General features: G+C 63.6%; 19 protein-coding genes. 14 read left to right on the forward strand and 5 right to left on the reverse strand.

Features of this window, described 5'->3' with window-relative positions; translation table 11 throughout:
• Positions 1 to 40: 40 nt before the first annotated feature.
• Both BLR34_RS06930 and BLR34_RS06935 read right to left on the reverse strand, forming a co-directional pair.
• Entirely contained in the window at positions 41 to 367 is a 327-nt protein-coding gene (locus BLR34_RS06930) for a ribbon-helix-helix protein (protein ID WP_092701130.1), read from the reverse strand.
• Positions 368 to 441: 74 nt separating this feature from the next.
• Positions 442 to 1,185: an Lrp/AsnC family transcriptional regulator gene (locus tag BLR34_RS06935; protein ID WP_092701133.1), complete on the reverse strand. Its 744-nt coding sequence runs from the start codon at positions 1,183 to 1,185 to the stop codon at positions 442 to 444.
• 237 nt (positions 1,186 to 1,422) lie between these two features.
• Between BLR34_RS06935 and BLR34_RS06940 the strand changes: the two genes are divergently transcribed.
• The 5 genes from BLR34_RS06940 to BLR34_RS06955 are packed head-to-tail and all read left to right on the forward strand — an operon-like array spanning position 1,423 to position 4,971.
• Entirely contained in the window at positions 1,423 to 1,764 is a 342-nt protein-coding gene (locus tag BLR34_RS06940) for a hypothetical protein (RefSeq protein WP_092701137.1), read from the forward strand.
• A gap of 1 nt (position 1,765) precedes the next feature.
• A complete protein-coding gene (locus BLR34_RS17505; RefSeq protein WP_281240903.1) occupies positions 1,766 to 1,891 on the forward strand; it encodes a hypothetical protein in 126 nt (41 codons plus the stop codon).
• Between the two features lie 10 nt (positions 1,892 to 1,901).
• Positions 1,902 to 2,588 (forward strand): potassium channel family protein, encoded by a 687-nt coding sequence (locus BLR34_RS06945; protein WP_092701140.1) that lies wholly within the window; start codon positions 1,902 to 1,904, stop codon positions 2,586 to 2,588.
• Between the two features lie 21 nt (positions 2,589 to 2,609).
• Positions 2,610 to 4,157, forward strand: coding sequence for a TrkH family potassium uptake protein (locus BLR34_RS06950; protein ID WP_092701143.1), 1,548 nt, complete (start codon positions 2,610 to 2,612; stop codon positions 4,155 to 4,157).
• A 58-nt stretch (positions 4,158 to 4,215) separates the two neighbouring features.
• The gene (locus tag BLR34_RS06955; RefSeq protein ID WP_092701146.1) at positions 4,216 to 4,971 is read left to right on the forward strand and encodes an MBL fold metallo-hydrolase; all 756 of its coding nucleotides are present in this window, start codon (positions 4,216 to 4,218) and stop codon (positions 4,969 to 4,971) included.
• Here BLR34_RS06955 and BLR34_RS06960 read toward each other — a convergent pair.
• The gene (locus BLR34_RS06960; RefSeq protein ID WP_092701149.1) at positions 4,968 to 5,624 is read right to left on the reverse strand and encodes a chemotaxis protein CheC; all 657 of its coding nucleotides are present in this window, start codon (positions 5,622 to 5,624) and stop codon (positions 4,968 to 4,970) included. The genes BLR34_RS06955 and BLR34_RS06960 overlap by 4 nt on opposite strands.
• Before the next feature lie 97 nt (positions 5,625 to 5,721).
• Here BLR34_RS06960 and BLR34_RS06965 point away from each other — a divergent pair, with 97 nt between their 5' ends.
• The 5 genes from BLR34_RS06965 (at position 5,722) to BLR34_RS06985 (ending at position 8,708) form a co-directional block, all read left to right on the forward strand.
• On the forward strand, positions 5,722 to 6,153 hold the full coding sequence (locus BLR34_RS06965; protein WP_092701152.1) for a universal stress protein: 432 nt from the start codon (positions 5,722 to 5,724) through the stop codon (positions 6,151 to 6,153).
• Positions 6,154 to 6,203: 50 nt separating this feature from the next.
• A complete protein-coding gene (locus BLR34_RS06970; protein ID WP_092701155.1) occupies positions 6,204 to 7,133 on the forward strand; it encodes a branched-chain amino acid transaminase in 930 nt (309 codons plus the stop codon).
• A gap of 86 nt (positions 7,134 to 7,219) precedes the next feature.
• Positions 7,220 to 7,504: a hypothetical protein gene (locus tag BLR34_RS06975; RefSeq protein WP_092701158.1), complete on the forward strand. Its 285-nt coding sequence runs from the start codon at positions 7,220 to 7,222 to the stop codon at positions 7,502 to 7,504.
• Between the two features lie 38 nt (positions 7,505 to 7,542).
• A complete protein-coding gene (locus tag BLR34_RS06980; protein ID WP_092701161.1) occupies positions 7,543 to 7,785 on the forward strand; it encodes a ferredoxin in 243 nt (80 codons plus the stop codon).
• Between the two features lie 140 nt (positions 7,786 to 7,925).
• Positions 7,926 to 8,708, forward strand: coding sequence for a DUF7089 family protein (locus BLR34_RS06985; protein ID WP_092701163.1), 783 nt, complete (start codon positions 7,926 to 7,928; stop codon positions 8,706 to 8,708).
• Positions 8,709 to 8,711: 3 nt separating this feature from the next.
• Here the strand turns inward: BLR34_RS06985 and BLR34_RS06990 are convergent, their stop codons facing one another.
• Entirely contained in the window at positions 8,712 to 9,299 is a 588-nt protein-coding gene (locus BLR34_RS06990; protein ID WP_092701166.1) for a class I SAM-dependent methyltransferase, read from the reverse strand.
• 85 nt (positions 9,300 to 9,384) lie between these two features.
• Between BLR34_RS06990 and BLR34_RS06995 the strand changes: the two genes are divergently transcribed.
• The 4 genes from BLR34_RS06995 (at position 9,385) to BLR34_RS07010 (ending at position 13,369) form a co-directional block, all read left to right on the forward strand.
• The gene (locus BLR34_RS06995) at positions 9,385 to 9,702 is read left to right on the forward strand and encodes a nucleoside triphosphate pyrophosphohydrolase (RefSeq protein WP_092701169.1); all 318 of its coding nucleotides are present in this window, start codon (positions 9,385 to 9,387) and stop codon (positions 9,700 to 9,702) included.
• Between the two features lie 225 nt (positions 9,703 to 9,927).
• A complete protein-coding gene (locus tag BLR34_RS07000; protein ID WP_092701172.1) occupies positions 9,928 to 11,166 on the forward strand; it encodes an aminoacyl--tRNA ligase-related protein in 1,239 nt (412 codons plus the stop codon).
• 121 nt (positions 11,167 to 11,287) lie between these two features.
• A complete protein-coding gene (locus tag BLR34_RS07005) occupies positions 11,288 to 12,568 on the forward strand; it encodes an MgtC/SapB family protein (protein ID WP_092701176.1) in 1,281 nt (426 codons plus the stop codon).
• A 42-nt stretch (positions 12,569 to 12,610) separates the two neighbouring features.
• On the forward strand, positions 12,611 to 13,369 hold the full coding sequence (locus tag BLR34_RS07010; protein ID WP_092701179.1) for an HpcH/HpaI aldolase family protein: 759 nt from the start codon (positions 12,611 to 12,613) through the stop codon (positions 13,367 to 13,369).
• On the opposite strand, the gene BLR34_RS07015 is transcribed toward BLR34_RS07010, so the two are convergent.
• Positions 13,366 to 14,493: an ORC1-type DNA replication protein gene (locus tag BLR34_RS07015; protein WP_092701182.1), complete on the reverse strand. Its 1,128-nt coding sequence runs from the start codon at positions 14,491 to 14,493 to the stop codon at positions 13,366 to 13,368. The two genes, BLR34_RS07010 and BLR34_RS07015, sit on opposite strands and share 4 nt — an antisense overlap.
• Between the last annotated feature and the right edge of the window lie 98 nt (positions 14,494 to 14,591).

Below are 14,591 nucleotides of genomic sequence, written 5' to 3' on the forward strand. Positions count from 1 at the left end.
GTTGTGGTTGCGAGCAGACACGGGGCAGCCGTGGCCCGACTCAGAACTGGTAGCGTCGGTCGTCGTTTTGCTGTGCCTGGGGGAACTGGCCGCCGGTCATCTCCTCGAAGGTCATCCCGTTGAGGTACTCGTCGTAGGTCACGTCGAACTCCTGGCGGAGATTGAAATCGAGTTGGCCGGTCTCGACGGTCGTCTGAAAGAGCAGATGCACCGCCCGGCGGACCAGTTCGTCCGCGTCCTCTGGGTCGAGCGCCGCCGTGAGCATGGCGAGTTCGTTGCGCGTCTCGCGGTCCAGTGTCACGTCGAGTTCCTCGCCGAGGTCGCTGTAGGACTGTTCGACATCTGCCGTCAAGTCGTCGAGACTCATAGAGAAGGGTATCCCTGCCGAACGCAAACAGCTTTCGACCACGGCGCGACCGGGCGGCCGGACGCGTGAGTTACCTACTCCGTTCCGAAGACATCCAGCGCCTCCCGTTCGAGGGGCGTCTTCGAGAACAGCGAGACTACGTCGCCGGCCCGAATCTCGGCCTCGCCTTTCGGCGTGAGGATGTCCCCATCGCGTTCGATGCCGACGACGAGCATCTCGTCGGCAAGCAACCCCTCGCTGACGGCCGATTCGATTGTCATGCCGGCAATCTCCGCGCCGTCCGAGACGGTGAACTCGACGACCTCGGCAGCGCCAGCGAGGTCCATGAAGTCGGTCAGCGACGGTCCCGTCGGGGCGTCTTCGGGACCAAACGCGTGGTACGGGTGGTGGTACTCGCCCTCGATGACGCTCTCGTCTTCGATGTCGAGGCCAAGATCCGAGAGGTCACCGGCGATTCGGCTGATGTCGTTCGTGTCCGACCCGACGGCGGTGACCGCCAGGTTCGCGTGTCCCGTCATCAGCTCGCGGACCCGCACGACCCCGGAGATGTCGAGGGCGGCCTTCGCGAAGCGGTCGCGGTCCGGAATCGGCGCGGTACACCTGAACTGGTAGGTGACGTGGCCGTCGATGCGCTCGTAATCGATGTCGGCGGGATAGGCCCGGACGACGCCCTCCTCTTCGAGCTGGCGTATCCGGTTGCGAATCGTCGCCGCCGTCACCTGCATCTCCTCGGCAATCGCGGGTGCCGACGTGTTCCGGGCGTCCTGCGCGAGATAGTAGAGGATGCGCTTGTCGATTTCGTCGGCGCGATATTCCATACCTAGGCTACGACGAGGGCTCATAATTAATCCCTGTCTTCGAGCTGCTCGGCCGGCATCGCCGAGCGGAGGACACCTGTTATCATCGTTTCTGTTTCGCTATTTCTGTATTGAGTGGGTATAAATTTTCGCTTCAAAATCTGAAAGCACAGATTTATACCGTATCGAAAAAGACGACTGGGTAACGGCTGGTCGGCCGTCGCCGTCAGTGCCGACAACCAATCGGTGATACAACAGATGAACCACAGCCAGCCCGACGACGTGCCAGACGCGGTCAAAGACGCTCTCGAAGCGAGTAGCGACCGACAGCTGCGCGCGACCATCGAGTACGCACAGCGGTTGCTCGGCGAGCGGTCCCGGCTGACAGACGCAATCGAGCCACGGGAGGGCGAGGACATCGTCCGCATCCACGACCACGAGGCGTACACGAGCGTCATTGTCGAACGCCCAGAGGAGACGGGACAGGCCCAGGGACCGTTCGCCTACCGCGTCCAGTGGGAGCCAGGGATGGACGACGAGGATGGTCACTACCGGTGGCACTATCTCGGCCGCGTCGCCGTCGATTCGGAGGCGGACTGAGATGCCGACGCGACCGCTTTCGGTACGTAGTCGACAGGCGTTCCCGGACGCCGGCGTGATAGCGACGGTCGGGCTGTCCGGCACCGGTCGCTCCCGGCCACAGGCCGACCGAGCAGTTCCGAGGTGAGTTCACAATCATGTATATCATCATCGTCGGCGCGGGCGATATCGGCACGCCGCTCATCGACATCGCCACGCGCTCTGGAAACGAGGTCGTCGTCGTCGAACGAGACGCACAGAAAGCAGACGAGATCGCCGGCGAGTACGACTGTCTCGTCCTCAACGCAGACGCCACGGCGAAAGAGACGCTCGTCGACGCCGGGGCCGAACGGGCGGACGCGATTGTCTCGACGACGGAACAGGACGCCACGAACGTCATGGTCTGTCTGCTCGCCGAGGAGTTCGACATTCCGGCGATTATGTCGGTCGTCCACAACCCCGAGCACATGACACTGTTCCGTCAAATTGGAGTCAACACCATCGAGAACCCCCAGCAACTCATCGCCGAGCACCTGTATCGGGCGGTCTCCCGGCCGGCTATCGTCGACTACATGCGCATCAGCGAGGAGGCCGAGGTGTTCGAGATTACGGTCACCGAGGACGCCCCCATCGCGGGGAAGACACTCAGCGAGGTCGGCGAGCAGGAGGTGCTCTCGGACGAGGTGTTGATAATCGCGCTCGAACGCGACGGCGAGGACGGCCCGCTGACGCCGCGTGGCGAGACGCGAATCGAGGTGGGCGACCTGCTGACCGTCTACTCCGCGTTCGGAGCCTCTCCCGAGCTTACCGACCTGTTCGGTCACTACGAAGACCGGACGGCGTGAGACAGGGATTCCATCTCGACTATGTGGGTGAACACTCGAACCGTCGGCCACGATATCGGTCGCATCGTCCGCGCAGTGTCGCTGATGATGGCCGTCTCCGTCGTCGTCGCGGTCGTCAACGCCGAGTTCTACGCGGTCCCGGCGTTCGCGCTGTCGGGGCTGATTATGCTCGGGCTCGGCACCGCGCTCTCGCACCGGTACCGCGACGCCGACCCGCCGGGCAAGCTTGAAGCGATGGTCACCGCCGCGCTCGCGTGGGCGGCCACCGGATTGCTCGGCTCGCTTCCGTTCCTCTTCATCGCGTGGACAATCGAACTCGGCCTGTTCCCCGCGTGGGCGAACACGCCGCCGATGGACGCGACGACGGCCGTGTTTCTCCAGCCGATAGACGCCGTCTTCGAGAGCGTGAGCGGGTTCACCGGGACGGGGCTGACGATGGCCGCCGTCGAAGAGCAACTGCCCCGCTCGCTGCACTGGTGGCGGTCGTTCATCGAGTGGGTCGGCGGCGTCGGCGTCATCGTCTTGACAGTCGCGATTCTCGCCCGGCCCGGCAGTGGCTCGCTCACTCTCTACGAGAGCGAGGCCCGCTCGGAGAAGATTCATCCGAGCATCGTCACCACGGTCCAGGAAATCTGGAAAATCTATCTCGGGCTGACGCTTGGCTCGATTGGACTGCTTTTCGTTGCCGGGATGCCGCTGTGGGACGCTATCAACCACGGGATGACCGGCATCGCGACCGGCGGATTCTCCGTCCACGCCGACTCCATCGGCCACTACGGCGAGCCGCTCATCGAGTACGCCGTCGTCCCCGTGATGGTCGCGGGCAGTATCGCCTTCCCGATTCACTACCTCATCTTCAAGGGCGAACTGGAGAACTTCTACAGGGACATCCAGACGCGGTGGGTCTTCCTCTGGTTCGGTATCGGGTCACTGGCGTTGACCGGCCTCTTCCTCGCGAACGGCCAGTACGAGACCGTAGAGGAGTCGTTCCGCGTCGGCCTCTTCCAGTTCGTCTCGGCCACCTCGAACACCGGGTTCGGGACGACGACTATCGGCGGCGCGACCGAACGGGTCTGGCACGCCGGTCCGACGCTCGTGGCGTGTCTGGGAATGCTGACCGGCGCGGCAGCCGGCTCGACCGTCAGCGGCCTGAAGCTCATTCGCGTTCTCACACTCGTCAAAGGGACCGTTTGGCAGATACTCGACGTGTTCCGGCCGTCGAGTGCCGTCCGGTACTTCCAGCTCGGCGAGCGCCGGATGAGCGAAGACCAGTTCCAGCGCGAGTACACCGAGGCGACGGTCGTCCTCATCCTGTGGGTGCTGTTTCTGATGGTCGGCGTCGCCGTGTTGCTACGGGTGCTAGCTCCGGGTCATCCCCTGGAATACGTCATCTTCGACGTGATGAGTGCCCAGAGCAACGTCGGCCTCGACTCGGGCATCACCGGCCCGGCGATGCCCGAGACCGGCAAGGTCATTCTGATTCTCAACATGTGGGTCGGCCGTCTCGAAGTCATCCCGATTGCGGTCCTGCTCGCGACAGTGTTGCGGCAGTTCGACCTCTACCGGTAAGCTGCCGGTCGCTCGCCGGAAGACGGACTTTTTACATAGACGGCCGAACGGTCACGCGATGACGGTCAGCCACGGCGACCTCACAGTCGACTGGTACGGGAACGCGACGGTGCGCCTCGACGCCGACGGGCGAGTCGTCTACCTCGACCCCGGCCGCTACGGCGTCCTCACAGGCGAATGGACGGCCGATAGCGAGGACGCGGCCGACGCCCACCCTTCCGGACAGGCACACCGGCCGGCAGACGCCGACCTCGTCTGTCTCAGCCACGTACACCACTACGACCCCGACGGCATCGAACGCGTCGCGACCGACGACACGACAGTTGCTGCCTTCGAAGGAATGAACATTCGGAGCAGTTCGCGAGACCTGCCGCGGCTGTCGGAGTTACCCTACGACGTGGTCGAACTGGGAACGGAAGACGAGGCCGTGCTCGCGGACCTGCCGGTGTGGACGGTGCCGGCGTACAACGAGCCGGACGGGCCGCGGACGCGACCGGACGGAACGCCGTTTCATCCGAAAGGGCGTGGCTGTGGATTCCTGCTCTCTGTCGGCGGCACGCGCGTGTTCTGGCCGGGTGACACGGACGTACTGGAGGGCCACGAGCAACTCGATGTCGACGTGTTCCTGCCGCCCATCGGCGGAGGGCTTACGATGGACCGCGCCGAGGCCGCCGACCTCGCGGCGGCGCTAGAGCCAGACCTCGTCGTCCCGATTCACTACAACACCTTCGAGACAATCGAAGCCGATTCCCGGGCCTTCGCGACTGACGTCGCGACGCGGGGAGTTCCGGTCGCTCTCGACGAACAGCCCTAGAAGGCGCGGTCGCCGTCGTGGGCGGCGGCGACGTTCTCGATTTCGCGAATCTCCTCGATATCGAGTTTATCGATGAGATTGACGAACGCGCCGGGGTCGGGGACGAGGAAGATGCGGAGCTGGAACTCGGTGTCCTCGTCGCGGAGGTCGACCACCGAGTCGAGGACGATAGACAGCGAGTCGCTGTGGATGTGTGAGAGTGTCTGGTCGGCGATAACCTCGGCGTCCGAGCGTTCGAGCTCCGGCGTGTGCATGTTGATCGTCGTCCCGAGCGTGTTGGCGATGCCGTCGATGAACCCGGAGGTGAGGATGTTACACATCTCCTGGAGCGCGCTCTCGTGCATCTGGTTGAGGTTGCCGTCCTCGACGGGCTGGCCGGTCATGTGACCGGCTATCTCGTGGGCCGTCCGGTCGCCGAAAGTCATCAGAAAGACGCCGTAGGGCGGCTCCGTGAGGCGGATGTTCGCGTGGTAGTGGTCACCCTCACCGATTTCCTGGGGGATGTCGCTTGGCTCGACAAACGAGAGGCTCTTGATCTGGATGTCGGCCTGGATGTTGGCCATCGTCGACAGCGAGTCGGTGACGTTTTTCGCCCCGTGCTGGATGAGCTTCCCGATAATAGTCAGCTTCCGTATATCGATGAGGATTGGCATTGCCATTCAATATCGGAGCAGACAGCAAAGTGTTTTCGGCTCCTGTGGGCCGGGACTGTGGGTAATGCTTTTGACCCGCCGGTCTGGTAGGTGAGATATGTACGACCACGTGCTGGTGCCGACCGATGGCTCTGACCGGATACTGGACGCGCTGGAACACGCGAGTAGCCTCGTTCAACAGTACGACGCAACGCTTCACGTCATCTACGTGGTTCAGGCGAGTGGCGTCGTCGAGAGACTCGGCGAAGAGGAGTTCGAGGCGATGATAGAACGGGTCGAGCGCGCCGGCAAGGAAGCCGTCGAGACAGCCGTCGAACACGCCAGCGACCACGGACTCACGGGCGTGGAGACGGAAATCAGACAGGGAGTACCCGCCGAGGAAATTGTCGGCTACACCGAGGAAAACGGCGTCGACATGGTCGTGATGGCGACGGCAGGACGGACCGGTGACGAACGCGATGTCGTCGGCAGCGTCACCGAGCGCGTCGTCCGCTCGTCGCCCGTTCCTGTCGTTACAGTGAGTGCTTGACCCCCGCTGGAGGACGAACACTCTTTACGGTTGGGAGAGTTTGAGAGAATATGAGCTTCGACGAGATGGACGTCGGAACCATCTGGATGGACGGGGAGTTCGTCGACTGGGACGATGCGAACGTTCACGTCCTTACGCACGCACTTCACTACGGCACCGGCATCTTCGAAGGGGTTCGGTGTTACGAAACCGACGACGGGCCGGCGATTTTTCGCTGGGAGGACCACCTCGACCGGTTCTACGAATCGGCCAAGCCCTTCGAGATGGAGATTCCCCACGACCCCGAGGAACTGACCGACGCCACCCTGGAGTTGCTTCGCCGCGAGGAGATGGCGTCGTGTTATATCCGGCCGGTGGCCTTCTTCGGCTACGAGATGCTCGGCGTAAACCCGAGCGATATCCCGGTCGAGACCGCGATTGCGGCCTGGCCGTGGGGGACCTATCTCGGCGAGGACGCGCTCGAAGAGGGCGTCGACGTCGGCGTCTCTTCCTGGCGGAAACACGCATCGAGCCAGATTCCGACCGGCGCGAAGATGACTGGTGCCTACGTCAACAGCGTGCTCGCCTCCATCGAGGCCAAGGCCCACCATTACGTCGAGGCAATCGTCCTCAACAAGGAGGGCAACGTCGCCGAAGGTCCCGGCGAGAACATCTTCCTCGTCCGCGACGGCGAGCTGTACACCCCCGGACTCGCAGAGAGCATCCTCGGCGGCATCACCCGTCAGTCGCTCATCGAAATCGCCCGCGACGAGGGGTACACCGTCCACGAGGACGCCACCATCTCGCGTGGCGAGCTCTACACGGCAGACGAGCTGTTTTTCACCGGGACTGCCGCCGAGGTGACGCCAATCAAATCGGTCGACAACCGCGAAGTCGGCGCGGGCGAGCGGGGGCCGGTGACTGCCGACCTCCAGTCGCGCTTTTTCGAAATCGTCGAGCAACAGCCCCCGGAATACGCCGACTGGTTCACGCCGGTGTAGGCGACCGAAGAGGTTTATTAGTCGGCCATCGAATCACGGGTAGACAACCGATAGCAGCCATGTATCTCTCACATCCAGTCAGGCGTATGCGCGAAGACCCAGTCGACGGCGAGGAACTGACGGTCATCGTTCGGGTCGCCGCACAGGGCCCCGACGGCGGTGTCGGCGAAGTGACCGACGAGGCGATCGAGCGAGTAATAGACAATATCGAAGCCGCGGGTGCGACCGTCGAGGACAGCCTCCGGTTTGGCTCACTCCGCGTGCGACTCAGCCAGGACCAGATCGACGACATCTGCGAGATTTCGGATATCGCCTCGATAGAGACCGACAACACCATCGGGCTCAGCGGCGACGCGGGCGAGGACCTCTAGAGACCAAGCTCTTTACCGCCGGCAATCAAACACGGGGTATGCGAGTCGAGTTCGACCGGGATACGTGTATCGGGATGTTCCAGTGCGTCGAAGAGTGGGACGCGTTCGAGGCCGACCGAGACGACGGGAAAGCAGACCTCGCGGGCAGCGAGGAACACGATGACGACGTGTTCGTCCGCGACGTTCCCGAGGACGCCGAACTGGACGCCAAGTTCGCGGCCCGAGCCTGTCCCGTCGACGCAATTGTCGTCTACGAAGACGACGAACAGCTCATTCCCTGACAGGCGAATCTGGAGGGTTTTTATCTGTGGTGGTCCAATCTGCAGCTATGAACAAGCCAACAAAGATAGTGGTCGGAACAGTCCTGCTCTCAGTGCTCGTCGGTCTGGCGCTGGCGGTCAACGTCGGGCTGACGACCTGAATGTTCACAGAACGCACGCTCTCAGAGACGCTGGAGTTGGTCAAAGAGCGCCACGCACCTGACGCGCTCGTCCTCGACAGCGCTGAGAACTTCGAGTCGTTGCCACCGGCACAGGCCGAGGACCTCCTGCTCGTGACCGACAGCGTCACTCCAGTGACCCACCCCGACGACCGGGTTCCGCCGAACTCGCCGGAGGTGCTCACTCGCTATGCCAGCAGTGACCTGGTTGTCGGGATGCCCGGTGACGGAAGCGTCGTCTGGACCCACCAGACCGACCCGCCCGTCGTCGTCTGCAAGCCGCGGCTGGAGGAATCGCCCGACGCGTTCGCCGACTTCCTCGTGGCCGAAGCGCTCGTCGAGGTCGGACTCGGAGAGCCCGAGCACTTTCTCGGCCTGTTCGGGAGCGACTACCCACGGTTCGCCGCGGCGTGTGACGACCTGCTCTCACCGGCCGAAACCTATCAGGTCGCGGCGGCCTGTTACGACGCCTATCTGGGCCTCCAGACCCGCGAGACGTTCGCCGAGTGGGAAGGACCCCTGTTCGAGGCGTGGGCCGACGCCGGCGAGCGCCTGGAGCCGAGAGTCGACGGACTCCCCGGAGAGATGGCACGCGGCGGCACCAGCTTCGCCGAAGCCGCGGAGCTGGCCTGTAGCGCCGTCAAACACGCCGGAGAACTCCCGCCGCCGTTCGAGGCACTCAATACGTCGGTCTATCTCGACCACGGTCCCGAGTACGCCGTCGAATGGGTCGAGCGGACCGTCGATGCACTCCTCGAGGAATAGCAATCACGCCGTCGCGATAGCCCAAACCCATTTTCCGTCGGTCTGTAGCGTCGTCGGCTCGAATCCTGCGTTATCGAGCAGCGACCGAAACGTCTCGGCGTCGTAGTACTCGAAGAATCTGTCGGTGGTATCGCCATCGAGAGTCTCGTCGCGTTTGGCCGAGACGAAGACGTGCCCCGAGGGACGAATCACCCGCCGCCAGTCCCGGAGCGTCGCGGTAGCTGCCGACCGCGGGACGTGATGAAACGACGCCGACGCCCAGATACCGTCGAAGGAATTTGTCTCGAAGGGGAGCGAGCGCATATCGCCGCGAACGAACGTCGCCGCGGGAACCCTGTCGGCACCCTCTCGGAGAAACGACGCCGTGATGTCGAATCCGGTCACGTCGTGTCCGGCCGCGCTGAATACCTCGGTATCCGGTCCCGGCCCACAGCCGATATCGAGCACCCGTGGGGTGGCGTCGGCGGCGGCTTCGACCGCGTCGAAAAACGGGTCGCCGTAGAGTTCGGCGACGGACTCCGCGGTGTATTTCTCGACGTACGAATCCGTTGCGGACTCGTAGACGCCCAGTGTCCGTGTAATCTCGTCCATATATCCAGGGCGACTGCGACCGGAATAACCGTTCTGTCTCGGGACACCGAAGCGTTGAGGATTGTGCTACACGTTCGAGCCACAAATGGGACGCAAGTACGACAAACTGGTCCGAGACGACATTCCGGAAATCATCGAGGAAAACGACGAGACACCACAGATACACGTCGCCGACGGCGAGGAATACGCGCGCCGCCTGCGGGCGAAACTCGACGAAGAGGTGGCCGAGTACCACGAAGACCCCAGCCTCGGCGAACTGGCGGACATCCTCGAGGTCGTCCACGCGCTCGGCGAACACCACGGCGTCTCGGCCGCGGAGCTACGACGACGCCGCGAGGCAAAGGCCGACGAACGCGGGCGGTTCGCCGACGGCATCGTCCTCGAACGCGTCAGCTCCGAGTGAGAAACGAAACCACACCCCAGCAAAGGCTTTTATTCCCGCCCGCCTCTCGCCAAGTGCGATGTTCAAGATGACGCACTCTGGCAACCGCGAGTCCGGTGTGGCTCGCGGCTGGGTTCCGCGATAGGAGTACTGTTTTCCACCTGAGCGCCGAGCGATTGTCGATAGAGGAAGCCACCGCCTGCTGTCACCAGCAGACGAGACGCGCTGTCTGGAGAGGTGACCCCGATGCGGCGTAGCGACGCGTTTCTGTGTACCAGCCGGGAAGAGACCGACCACGAGAGCGAGACGGTCCGACTCGTCCATCGCGCGGGGCTTGCCCGCCAGCTCGGCAGCGGACTGTACGCGCTCGCCCCCGTCGGCCAGCGCGTCAGGGCGAAGGTAATCGACCACATCGAGGCCGAGATGGACGCCATTGGCGGCCAGCAGGTATCACTCCCTTCGCTGAACGGCGACGACATCTGGAGACAGAGCGGTCGGTGGGAGAGCTTCGAGGGCGAGATGTTCACCGTCGAGAACCGGGAGGGCAGACAGCTCTGTCTCGCACCCTCTCACGAGGAGGGCATCGTCTCGCTCGTCGACGGTGCCGTCCGGTCATACGACGACCTCCCCCTGTTGCTCTATCAGGTCACCAGGAAGTACCGCGACGACCACCCCCGTAACGGTCTAGTTCGCACGAAGGAATTTACGATGAAAGACGCCTACAGCCTCCACGCGAGCAGGGAGTCGCTCGAAGAGCACTACGAGCGCATCAGAGCGGCCTACGTCCGCATCTTCGAGAATCTCGGCCTGGAGTTCGCTATCACCGCCGCCGAAAACGAGGTGATGGGAGGCTCCGCGTCGGCGGAGTTTCAGGCCCTCGTCGAGACTGGAAGCGAAACCCTCCACCACTGCACGGGCACAGGCTGTCGCTTTGGCGTCACCGACGACACGTCCGGTGGGCTGTCTGCGGGCGATAGCTGTCCCGAGTGCGGAGGCGAACTGACAGCCAGTGCGGCTATCGAACTCGGCCACGTGTTCAAACTCGGGACACGCTACTCCGAGGCGATGGGTCTGACCGTCGACGGGCCTGACGGCACCGAACAGGCGGTGGTGATGGGAAGCTACGGTATCGGCATCGAGCGACTCATCCAGGCGGTGGTCGCACAGCACGCAGACAGCGACGGCTGTCGCTGGCCCGACGGAATCGCACCCTTCAGCGTTGCTATCGTCCCCCTCGCCTACGAGGGAGAGGTGCGTGCGGCGGCCGACCGTCTTCACGAGGCCTGTGGCAGCGACGAGGCGCTCCTGTTCGACGACGGCAGCCAGCACATCGGCGAGCGATTCGCCGAGAGCGACCTGCTCGGCATACCCTGGAAGGTCGTCCTCGGGAATCACTTCAGGGAGACCGGTGAGGTCGAACTGGAGACGCGCGACGGCGAGACTCGATACGTCGCACTCGAAGAAGTCACTGGTATCGTCTCCTGACCGACCTGTCGCCCGGGAACACGGCGGCCGCTGCCCGCAGCGGCGGTGACTACCGGGTCGCGACTGCCCGTAATATATATATGTATATATACAGTAACATAGACATTGGTACTGGTATGTGATGGTAGTGACTGAGAGCATCCAGGCGGTCGGCGGGTTCAGCCCCGAGTACCTCCTGTCCGAGTATCCGGACGTGATGAAAGTCGTGTTCGCGACGGCGTTAGGGGTGTTACTGGGCGTCGAGCGGGAGTGGTCCGAGCGGCCAGCGGGACTACGAACGTTTACCATCATCACGCTCACCGGAACGGTCCTGACGATTGTCGACGAGCCGTATCTGGTAGTCTTGGGTGCCGTGCTGGTCGTCGTGCAGGGTGCCGTCTTCGCCGTTCAGGGGCTCGTTTCCGGCGACGAGAACTACCTGCTTACCACGTCGATGTCGATGGTACTCGCCTACGGCGTCGGCGTCCTCATCGGCAACGAACTCTATCAGGTCGGGGTGGTGGTGTCGATTGTGGCGACGATGCTGCTGGTGCTCCGGCGGGAACTCCACGGATTCGCCAGAGGCCTCTCGAAAGACGAAATCCAGAGCGCACTGGAGTTCGGTATCCTCGCGTTCGTCGTGTTCCCGCTGTTGCCCGACCAGTCCTTTGGCCCGAGCGGAACCATCAATCCGCGGACGATATGGCTGCTGGTCGTCGCGGTGAGCGGAATCGGGTTCGTAAACTACCTCGTCGTCCAGCGGTACGGCACGAAGGGTATCGCTATCACTAGCTTCTTTGGCGGACTGGTCAACTCGACGGCAGTTCTCGGTGAAATTGTCTCGCGCGCTCGCAACCAGACCGGCTTCACCAGCATCGCCGTCGGCTCGATTCTCCTGGCAAACGCCGCGATGGCGTTCCGTGATATGTTTATCGTCGTCACGTTCGTTCCGGAACTGGCAATTAACGTCGGCGCACCGCTGGTCGCTATCGCCGTTGCGGGAATCGGCATGTCCTACGTCGTCAGCGACTGGGAGCTCGATTTCGAGATGGAATTCGAGTCGCCGTTCAATCTCACGACGGCGCTCAAGTTTGGTGGTCTGTTTCTGCTCGTGCTCACGGTGTCGGCGACGGCCCGCTCACTACTTGGCACCTCGGGCTTCCTGCTGTCGAGTTTCCTCGGCGGGATGGTGTCGAGTGGCGCTGTCACCACGTCGGTCGTGTTACTCGTCGACTCCGGGCAGGTCGGCCCCGGTGTCGCCTCCTCTGGCATCATCGCCGCCGTCTCGGGAAGTATCCTCGTGAAGCTCGCACTCGCCATCTCGATGGACCGGTCGGTCGCGACACCAGTCACGGTGGCGACGGCCGCACTCATCGCTGTGGGGGTCGCCGCGACCGGGCTCACTGTCGCGTTCCTGGCCTGAGCTACCGCCATCTCTTTGTGGTGACTGGCCGACACAGCGCGTATGAGCGTACTCCGTTCGCCGACCGACCAGACGTTGCTCGGCAGCTGGCAGGCCGTTGGCCACCCCGCAGTGGCCGAACTCGTCGCCGGTCTCGGCTACGACTTCATCGGTATCGACATGGAACACTCGCCGGCCACGACCGAGACGCTGGCGAATCTGCTCCGGGCCGTCGAGGCCGCCGCCGGCGAGACGAAGACGCTGGTCCGGGTGGCCAACGACGACCCGACGATGCTTCAGCAAACCCTCGACCTGGCACCCGACGCCGTGTTGGTGCCGATGGTTCACACGGCCGACCAGGCCGAGGCCATCGTCGACGCCGTCCGTCACCCGCCGGCGGGGTGTCGCGGGGTCGGAACCGGTCGCGCCTCGACGTACGGCCGCTCGCTGGGCGCGCAAGTCGAGGCCGACGACACCGCCTTCGGCACTCACGTCCAGCTCGAATCCGAGCGCGCCGTCGAGAACGCCGCCGACATCGCGGCGGTCGACGGCATCGACGGCGTCTTCGTCGGCCCGATCGACCTCTCGGCGGCGCTCGACTGTTTCGGCGAGTTCGAATCCGAGCGGTTTACCGAAGCCGTCGAGCGCGCAGTCTCGGCCGCGCGCGAGGAGGGCGTTGCAGTCGGCACCTTCGCGGCCAGCGAGAACGACAGAGAGCGACGGCTCGGCTGGGATATCGATTACATCGTCGCGGGGATGGACCTGGCACACATCGGCGACGGCGCGGTGGCCGCGCTCGAACACGCCGAGCAACTGCGCTAGAGGCGGTCGAGAACGGCCTCGGCGTCGTAGTTGAGCGAGAGTTCCCGCGACCGGCCGCGGCCGTCGACATCCGTGTAGGTGGCGTCGATAACGCCCAGCTGGTCGAGCTTGTTGATAATCTCGGAGTAGCGGGTGTACCCCAGGTCGGTCTGGTCGTGAAACGCCTCGTAGATGTCGCCGGCCTGCTCGCCGTCGTGTTCGGCGATGACCGCCAGCAGGTCGGCCTCCGAATCCGAGAGTTCGCCGAGCCGCCGCGAGAGGTGGACGTACTTGGATTTCTCGTAGGACTCCTCGACGTCCTGTACCTCGACGGTCCGGCTGGCACGCATCTCGGCGGTGAGACCAGCCCGCCGGAGCAGGTCGATACCAACCCGGAGGTCACCGCCCTGTTCGGCGGTGAGTTCGGCGACGCGGTCGAGGACCCGCGTGCCGACCGCCCCGTCGTGGAAGCCGCGGTCGGCCCGCTCCTGGAGGATTTCGGCGAGTTCGGGCTCGTCGTAGGGCGGGAAGTAGATGTCTTCGGGTCTGAAGACGCTCTGGACCCGGCTGTCGAGTTCGGCCATCATGTCCAAATCGAGGTCCGAAGAGATGACGATGACGCCGATGCGTGCGCCGCCCTGTTCCTCGTGGGCGCGCAACAGCGAGTACAGCGTATCCGAGGCCTCGGACTCGTAAAACAGGTAGTTCACGTCGTCGAGGGCGACGACGAGCACCTCGTCGTCTTCGACGAGCTGGTCGGTCACCTGTGAGAACAGCTTCTTGAACGAGATACCCGAGGAGGGCGGTTCGTAGTTGAAGACACCCTCGAACAGCTGGGAGAAGACCGCATACCGCGTCGAGTTGACCTGGCAGTTGACCCGAATCGGTGTGATATCGGTCCGGGCCCGTAACTCGTCGAAGAGGATGTTGACGGCGGTCGTCTTCCCGGTTCCGGGTGGCCCCTGGGCCATCACGTTCAGGGGCCGCGAGCCACGCACGGCTGGCTTGAGTGCGTATTTCAGGTTCTGCATCTGGCTCTCGCGGTGGAGGAACGTCTCCGGTACGTAATCGATTTCCAAGACGCGCTCGTCGCGAAAGACGGACTCGTCCCACGAGAGCATGTCCTCCTCGGGCTCATCCGTCATTACTTTCACCGAGCTTTTCGGGCCACTTAACAGTACCGAGGGTCCGAGTTCGCTCGGCGAACCCGGAGATTCTTGACAGTCGGCGACCCTCTTTCCGA

This window comes from Halovenus aranensis (genome assembly GCF_900100385.1).
GTDB lineage: Archaea > Halobacteriota > Halobacteria > Halobacteriales > Haloarculaceae > Halovenus > Halovenus aranensis.

Coding starts and splice junctions, on each gene's coding strand:
- BLR34_RS06980 (WP_092701161.1), top strand. CDS start 7,543: ATGCGAGTCGAGTTCGACCGGGATACGTGTATCGGGATGTTCCAGTGC.
- BLR34_RS07010 (WP_092701179.1), top strand. CDS start 12,611: ATGAGCGTACTCCGTTCGCCGACCGACCAGACGTTGCTCGGCAGCTGG.
- BLR34_RS06945 (WP_092701140.1), top strand. CDS start 1,902: ATGTATATCATCATCGTCGGCGCGGGCGATATCGGCACGCCGCTCATC.
- BLR34_RS07000 (WP_092701172.1), top strand. CDS start 9,928: ATGCGGCGTAGCGACGCGTTTCTGTGTACCAGCCGGGAAGAGACCGAC.
- BLR34_RS06930 (WP_092701130.1), bottom strand. CDS start 367: ATGAGTCTCGACGACTTGACGGCAGATGTCGAACAGTCCTACAGCGAC.
- BLR34_RS06990 (WP_092701166.1), bottom strand. CDS start 9,299: ATGGACGAGATTACACGGACACTGGGCGTCTACGAGTCCGCAACGGAT.
- BLR34_RS06995 (WP_092701169.1), top strand. CDS start 9,385: ATGGGACGCAAGTACGACAAACTGGTCCGAGACGACATTCCGGAAATC.
- BLR34_RS06935 (WP_092701133.1), bottom strand. CDS start 1,185: ATGGAATATCGCGCCGACGAAATCGACAAGCGCATCCTCTACTATCTC.
- BLR34_RS06960 (WP_092701149.1), bottom strand. CDS start 5,624: ATGCCAATCCTCATCGATATACGGAAGCTGACTATTATCGGGAAGCTC.
- BLR34_RS07015 (WP_092701182.1), bottom strand. CDS start 14,493: ATGACGGATGAGCCCGAGGAGGACATGCTCTCGTGGGACGAGTCCGTC.
- BLR34_RS06975 (WP_092701158.1), top strand. CDS start 7,220: ATGCGCGAAGACCCAGTCGACGGCGAGGAACTGACGGTCATCGTTCGG.
- BLR34_RS06965 (WP_092701152.1), top strand. CDS start 5,722: ATGTACGACCACGTGCTGGTGCCGACCGATGGCTCTGACCGGATACTG.
- BLR34_RS17505 (WP_281240903.1), top strand. CDS start 1,766: ATGCCGACGCGACCGCTTTCGGTACGTAGTCGACAGGCGTTCCCGGAC.
- BLR34_RS06985 (WP_092701163.1), top strand. CDS start 7,926: ATGTTCACAGAACGCACGCTCTCAGAGACGCTGGAGTTGGTCAAAGAG.
- BLR34_RS06970 (WP_092701155.1), top strand. CDS start 6,204: ATGAGCTTCGACGAGATGGACGTCGGAACCATCTGGATGGACGGGGAG.
- BLR34_RS06950 (WP_092701143.1), top strand. CDS start 2,610: ATGTGGGTGAACACTCGAACCGTCGGCCACGATATCGGTCGCATCGTC.
- BLR34_RS07005 (WP_092701176.1), top strand. CDS start 11,288: ATGGTAGTGACTGAGAGCATCCAGGCGGTCGGCGGGTTCAGCCCCGAG.
- BLR34_RS06955 (WP_092701146.1), top strand. CDS start 4,216: ATGACGGTCAGCCACGGCGACCTCACAGTCGACTGGTACGGGAACGCG.
- BLR34_RS06940 (WP_092701137.1), top strand. CDS start 1,423: ATGAACCACAGCCAGCCCGACGACGTGCCAGACGCGGTCAAAGACGCT.